Genomic DNA, 7,293 nt, shown 5'->3' with positions numbered 1-7,293 from the left:
TGCTACTCAGAAGCAGGTTGATGATGCTTTGAGAAAGCTTCAGGATGCCAAGCAGCTCATTCTCGATAAGTACAATTCCATCGGCACTGATGCTGGTTCAGGTGCTTCTGGCACTGTTCAGAACACAAGTACTGATACTACCGGTAGTGTAAATACTGGAAACACTGGTACAACCAATGCTGAAGATGCCACGAATCATGCTGCGCAAGCGGATTCCCATAGCGCCAATGCTGATGCCAATACCGCAAAGAATACTGCAAAGAATACAAGTAATAGCACTGGTAAGATTGTGAAAACTGGTGCCAAGACTTCAATCTTTGCTGAATTGGCTGCAGTCTTCGCAGGTCTTGGTGCTGTTGTTATTGCTCGTCGTCGTAAGCATTCGCGCGACTAAAGCAGTAGCTTGCAGCTCAAACTGCAAGATTATTGGAAATAAAAATTTATAACCTGACTGCTGCTGTAACCTTTGCATAGTATGCGAAGTGAAATGCAGCAGCAGCTTCCTTCGTGCCAGCGTAAGCTTTTCTCCCATGAGCTTGCGCTGGCATTTTTATGTTCAAGCATGTGCATTGGTTCAAGCATGTGCATTGTACAGCACTACAAGGTAGAGTTGCGGTATGGGAAGTGCGTATATGACAGATGAAATTGCTTATACTAACGAAAACAATGCAGATGCTGTAAGTTCTGCTGTAAGTTCTGCTGTAAGTTCTGCTGTAAGTTCTTCTGTAAGTTCTGCTGTAGGTTCTTCTGCGCTCACATTGAGGAATCTTATTAAAGCAGGATTTGCGCGTCCAGATGCAGCTCGTGAAGCAATTATCGCTATCTGTGAGAACTATGATCAATGCGCTCTTACTCCAACACAACTTCTACAATATGTTGCTCGCGTGGAAGACCCAGATACTGCAGTGCAAGCTTTACGTAGTATTATGCAATCTCAGCCAACAATTATTGCTCAGCTTGCTGCAATATCGCGTAATTCGCCAATGACTTGTGCTTTAGTGTCTTTGATGCAAGTATTAGGCGCCTCTCATGCGATGGGTAACTGGATGCGTATCCATCCAAATCTTATGAAAGCGGCAGCCAATGATCCTGATCATCTGTTTGCTATGACTCGTGAAGAACGTTGCGCTGATTTACTTACTGCTATTCAAGCTTATCGTGCTACAGTAGTTACTTCAGAAAAAAACATATCTGAAAAAATTTCATTGAAAACTGCTTCTGAAGAAAATATTTCCGACCAGTCTACTTCTCAAGAGGGCGCTTCTGCCCAATCTACTTCTCAAGAGGGCGCTTCTGAAAAAAACAATTCTTCTGAAAAAAACAATTCTTTTTACACAATTTCGCTTACTACGCTTGGTTTTGCGCAAGCTGTTTCTGCATTACGCGCACGATATCGTGAACATGTTGCTGCGATTATGTCGGCGGATTTATCGAGCGCTGATCCAGTTGAAGTTCAGCCAGATATTAGTAGAAAACTTTCTGATGCTGCTGATGCTGCGTTAGAAGCTGCGTTGGCTGTTGCGCGTAGTCAGGTTGCTGGTTCTTCTGCATGTAGGTTTGCGATTATTGCTATGGGAAAGCTTGGTGCGCAAGAAATTAACTATGTTTCAGACATTGATTTGATTTATGTTGTAGAACCAGCTGATTTGCACAATCAGGATGCTGTGTTGCGTATTGGCACCTCCATAGCAATGGTGCTACAAAAAGTATGTCAGTCGGTTGTTATGGGTTCGGCAGAACCTCCGCTTTGGCAAATTGATACTGCGCTTCGCCCTGAAGGTAAAGACGGCCCTTTGGTTCGTCGGCTTGAATCTCACCGTGAATATTATGAAAAATGGGCGAGTAGTTGGGAGTTTCAAGCATTGCTAAAGTCGCGTCCTGCGGCGGGGGATGCGGATCTTGGAAAAGCTTATCGTACTATGGTTGAGCCACTTATTTGGAAGGCTTCTGGTCGTGAGCATTTTGTGGCGGATTGTCAGCATATGCGTCAACGTGTGGAATCGCTGATTCCAGCTTCACAGCGTGATCTTGATATGAAGCTTGGTAAGGGTGGTTTGCGTGATGTTGAGTTTACTGTGCAAATGTTGCAACTTGTGCACGGTAGTGAAGATGATTCGCTTCGTGTGCGAGATACGCTTTCTGCTTTACAAGCTCTGGCTGCAGGTGGTTATGTGTCGCGAAATCAAGCAGCAATTTTGGCGGAGCACTACCGTTTTGAGCGTGTGCTTGAGCATCGTCAGCAAATGTGGAGTATGCATCGCACGCATTTGTTCCCAGATTTGGGTGCTCAGGGAAACGGCGGTTTGGATCGCGCTCGTAATATTTCTACAGAACAGTTGAATAGCAACGAGCAGATTCGTAGGCTTGCGCGTGCTGTGCGGCTTCGCCCGGAAGAGCTAGTTGAGCGTTTTGATAAAGCTCGTCGCGAAATCCGCAATTTGCATAAGGATATTTACTATCGTCCTATGCTTCCAATTAATGCACAAACTGATGCGGATCCTATCGTACTTTCACCGGAAGCTGCTCGCGCACGCTTTGCATCTATTGGTTTTGCGGATGCTCGCGCAGCTCAGCTGCATGTTGAAGCGCTTACGGAAGGGCTTTCTAGGGCTGCTAAAATTCATAGAATTCTTCTTCCTGCCGTGTTGAAGTGGCTTGGAGAAGGACAGAATCCTGATATGGGTTTGCTTGCTTGGAGTCGTCTTGCTGAGCGTTTTGGCGGTAAAAGTACGTATCTTGGTTTTTTGCGTGATTCTCCTTCTGCAGCTCAGCGTCTTTGCCACGTTTTGGCAAATTCGCGCTACCTTGGTGACGCCATGATGCAGTCTATGCAATCGATTACATGGCTTGGTGATGACGAAGCGTTGTCTGCGAGGGATAGAGCAAGTCTTGATATGCAAACGTGTGCAATGGTTGCTCGCTACGCTCATAGCGCTGTTGATTTTGCACAATCTTTGCGCGCTCTTCGCCGCCAGGAAATTGAGCGCGTTGCTTTAGCTTGGATGTGTGAGCTTATTGACGACGATACGTCTATGCAGGCTATGAGTGACGTATTTGATGCCGTTCTGGAAGCAGCTTTGAAATGGTCTATGCGCGAAGCTGCTTCGCGTATGAATTTGAGCGCCTCGAATTCAAGCGCTTTCCAATCTGAAATCGCGATTATTGCTCTTGGTCGCTACGGCGGTAGGGAAGTAAACTTCTGTTCAGACGCGGATATGATGGTAATTTATAAGCCGGTTGGTGAGGATTGCGATTTAGACGCATCTCACCGTTTTGCGCAAACAACTGTAGATGTGTTACGCAATATTTTGCAGGGTTCTCTTACTCTTGAGCCAAAAATTATGGTTGATTTGGATTTGCGTCCAGAAGGAAAAGACGGCCCTTTGGTGCGCAGTCTTGAATCTTGCGAAAAGTATTATCGACAATGGGCTAGCACTTGGGAGCATCAAGCGTTGCTTCGCGCTCGTTTTGCTGCAGGTTCTAAAGAATTGGCGGATGCTTTACTTAACGGAGTTGTGAACGACTTGCGTTACGCAAAAAATCCTCTTAGTGAGTCGCAACTTGCTGAAATTCGTAAGCTTAAAGCGCGTATGGAAGCTGAGCGTTTGCCTCGAGGAGTTAGTAGAGACAGGCATTTGAAACTTGGCCGCGGCGGTTTAAGCGACGTTGAGTGGACTGTTCAGCTTTTGCAATTGCAATACGCTGGCACTTACAAGTCCTTGCGTGTGGTTGGCACAATGCAAGCTTTAAAAGCTTTGCAATCTGAGCATTTAATTGAGGATGAGGATGCTCAAATTTTGGAGCGCTGCTGGCATATGTGCTCTGCTGTGCGCAACGCGAATTTCTTGTGGTCCGGATCAATGTCTCGCGCGGATGTGATTCCAACAGACTCGTATTCTTTGGGCGGAATCGCCACTTATCTTGGCTACGAGCCGAACCAGGGTCGCGTTTTTGAAAACGATCTTCTAGCAACCATGCGTCAGTGCCGCGAAATCATGTCTCGTCTTTTCTACGGTCGCTAATTTTGCTGTAGTGAATCTCGTCATCTTTCGCCGGCTTACGTTTATTGTTGTATTCTTTGCTTTACGTTGTATCTACAGGATGGGAGGTGATTTTAGTGAAAAATGCAGTAATAAGTAATGATGTAAAAGAAAGAGCTAATTCTTCAGTTTTTATGCTGATGCTTCTGCAACTATAAAACAAGCAGTCAGTAGTGAAAATTTAGAAGAAAATGATGAATTATTATCTACTGATTTTGCTGCAAAACTTATGCATAGTTATAAGCAGTCAGTTTCTGGTTTAGCACGCCCGTATGCGGATGTTTTTGCTGAGTTAGAAAAGGGCTTGTAATGAGTTCCTTTAATATTCTTGTTACTCAAGATGCAGAAAATGCTAGTATGTCGCCACTCCGGGAGCGTGGATTCGTCAACGCTCATCAGTAGTATTACGTAGGTCGCGTACAGTCGCGGCCGTCTTGCCAACTAGCGAAAGGTAAGCGATATTTATGACGAACGCAATGAACGCTTCTAGTTCTTCTCATTCATCTAATTCTTCTCATTCTTTGCATCAAACTTTTTCTCGTGACGTAATTGCAAATTCTTTAACAGGCAAAAGCGTTGTTACGTTGGATGATATTTCCACAGCGCAAATACGAATGCTTTTAGATAAAGCGCGATACATTGATTCGCACCGTAAAGAAGTGGCTCACACTTGCGATGGCAGAGTGTTGGCCACTCTTTTTTATGAGCCGAGCACGCGCACTCGCTTAAGTTTTGAAACAGCAATGTTGCGTTTGGGTGGAAAAGTAATCGGATTCGCAGGCGCGCAACTTTCTAGCGCAAGCAAAGGCGAAACGGTAAACGATACTTTAAAAGTTGTTTCAAATTATGTTGACGTAGTCGCTATGCGTCACCCAAAGGAGGGTGCTGCTTTCGTAGCAACGCAAGCTGTGAGCACGCCTATTATTAACGCAGGTGACGGTGGTCACATGCATCCTACGCAAACTCTTGCAGACTTAGCAACGATTCTTGCGCGATTTGGTCGGTTAAATAATCTTACTGTTGGCTTGTGCGGCGACTTAACTTACGGTCGCACAGTTCACTCGCTTATCGAAACATTGTGCCGCTTTGGAAACGTTCATTTTGTGCTGATTAGCCCGGATGAGCTGAAAACTCCACAATATGTTATTGACCGCATTAACGACACTCCTTTTTGTACGTATGAGGAAACTCGCGACTTGATGGAAGTAATCGGCGGCTTGGACGTGCTGTACATGACTCGCGTGCAAGAAGAACGTTTTACAGACCGCGAGCAATACTTGCGACTTCGTGACACATACATTTTAACGGAAGAAAAATTGCAGAAAGCAAAGTCGCATATGCCTGTGCTGCATCCACTTCCGCGTATTAACGAAATCGCGGTTGATGTTGACGACGACCCGCGTGCAGCATACTTTGAGCAGGTTAAAAACGGTATGCTGATGCGCATGGCTTTGGAAAGTTCCGTTCTTGGCGACGAGCTTTGCGGCTACGAGCCAACAGATTTTGTGAACGTTCCAGAAGACGAATTGCAAGCAGTTGATGCACACGGAATTTCCTTAGCAGATCCTCGCGTGCACACAACTGACGAGAACGCACCTGAAAATCTTAAGTGCCCAAATCCTCGTTGCATAACTAATAGTGAACTAACTCTCAAACGTAAATTCTACAAAGCTGAATCCGATAGACATGAGTATCGTTGTATGTATTGCGACGAAGAAGCGCGTGCCTAACAGTGTGAACGTAGTAAAATTTACTATAAAAATTACATCATCATAAAATTGCATCATAATTTTACGCAAAACTAGGAGTGATATGAACGGAGCACGCACCTTAACTTTGCGCAATATCTCTGTGTGGGATACTGGCGAACGTATTGATCTTGTTGTGGACGGCGTTCGTCAGGATGCCCTTATTGAGCAAAATGCGCGCGTTACTGGCGATATTGATGCAAGCGATTGGGTGGTTGCTCCCGGCTTTGCAGATCCACACGTGCATTTTAGGGATCCAGGTCAAACAGCTAAAGAAACCATGATGACTGGTAGTGAGGCTGCGGCGGCTGGTGGTTACACGCAGGTTTTGATTATGCCGAACACAATTCCTGCAGTTGACGGCGAGCCTTGGGATGATGCTCCTTTTGATGTAGAAAATGTTATTGACTATTTGCAACGTTATGGCTGTATTTATGGCGTAAAATTGTCAGTTCGCTACGATGTAAGCGTGTGCGCATCTTTGGGACGCGAGGGCTTAGCACCAAGCAATATTGAACTTTGGAAAAAGTATGTTGCAGGAATTGGCGACGACGAAAAAACGTCCCCAATGAAAAAGCATCCGATTACTGCCATAAGTGACGACGGTGCTGCAGTTCCAGAACCAATTTTGCGAGACGTTTTGGCTATGGCAAAGAAAACTGGTTTGCCTTTCGTTGAGCATTGCGAGCATCATACTACGGGAGCTGTGAACGCTGGTCCTGTTGCAAAAATGCTGGGGGTCGGTGGAATTCCGGCTTCAACAGAGCTTGCAATCGTTCAGCGAGATATCGATGCTGCTAAAGAAACTGGAGTGCACGTGCACTTCCAGCATGTGAGCACAGCGGCAGCTTTTGAAGCAATTCGTAAAGCGAAAAAGGCGGGCTTGCCAATTACTTGCGAAACAGCTCCACACTATGTCGCTTTGTGTGATGAGGATGTGCTGAAGTACGGGTCAATGGCAAAAATGAATCCGCCGCTTCGTTCTAAAGCAGATAGGCAAGCAACGCTCGCTGCTATTGCAGATGGCACAATCGACATGATTGCAACAGATCACGCGCCTCACACTGCGGAAGAAAAGTCGGGAGATTTCGCAAAAACTCCTAACGGAATTATTGGGCTTGAGTGCGCGTACGGTGTGTGCCGCAAAGTTTTGGTTGATGCAGGGTACACGGATGATAAGCATTTGATTGAATTAATGTCGGTAAATCCGATGCAATTAATGAGCAGAAGACCTACTGATATTGCGGCTTTGTTGAACGTTTCCTCGCGATGCGCAAACAAGCGAACACTGCACTTGAGTATTACTGAGCATCCTGAAAATGTTGATTTGGTGTTGATTAATATGCGCGAAAATTGGACGGTTGATGCGAATTCGTTCCATTCAAAAGCTCGAAACACGCCTTTTGACGGTTGGCAGCTTACAGGCAGACCAGTAGCAACGATTATTGGTTCTGAAATCGCGTTCTCAAGAATGTGACTTTCTGTACAGATTATTTGCATTGAGG

At 45.5% G+C, this 7,293-nt stretch carries 4 protein-coding genes; all 4 read left to right on the top strand.

Annotation, left to right across the window (positions count from 1 at the left end; genetic code table 11):
- On the top strand, nt 1-394 hold a 394-nt coding region (locus HMPREF3208_RS03705), incomplete at its 5' end, for an LPXTG cell wall anchor domain-containing protein (RefSeq protein WP_155639963.1).
- Nucleotides 395-617: 223 nt separating this feature from the next.
- On the top strand, nt 618-4,022 hold the full coding sequence (locus tag HMPREF3208_RS03700) for a bifunctional [glutamine synthetase] adenylyltransferase/[glutamine synthetase]-adenylyl-L-tyrosine phosphorylase (protein ID WP_064347303.1): 3,405 nt from the start codon (nt 618-620) through the stop codon (nt 4,020-4,022).
- A 482-nt stretch (nt 4,023-4,504) separates the two neighbouring features.
- A complete protein-coding gene (pyrB, locus tag HMPREF3208_RS03695) occupies nt 4,505-5,770 on the top strand; it encodes an aspartate carbamoyltransferase (protein ID WP_064347301.1) in 1,266 nt (421 codons plus the stop codon).
- Nucleotides 5,771-5,852: 82 nt separating this feature from the next.
- Nucleotides 5,853-7,265 (top strand): dihydroorotase, encoded by a 1,413-nt coding sequence (locus HMPREF3208_RS03690; RefSeq protein WP_064347298.1) that lies wholly within the window; start codon nt 5,853-5,855, stop codon nt 7,263-7,265.
- The last annotated feature ends 28 nt before the right edge of the window (nt 7,266-7,293 follow it).

It is taken from the genome of Gardnerella vaginalis, assembly GCF_001546485.1.
Classification (GTDB): Bacteria; Actinomycetota; Actinomycetes; order Actinomycetales; family Bifidobacteriaceae; genus Bifidobacterium; species Bifidobacterium vaginale_D.
This window is presented reverse-complemented; position numbering and strand designations above follow the sequence as displayed.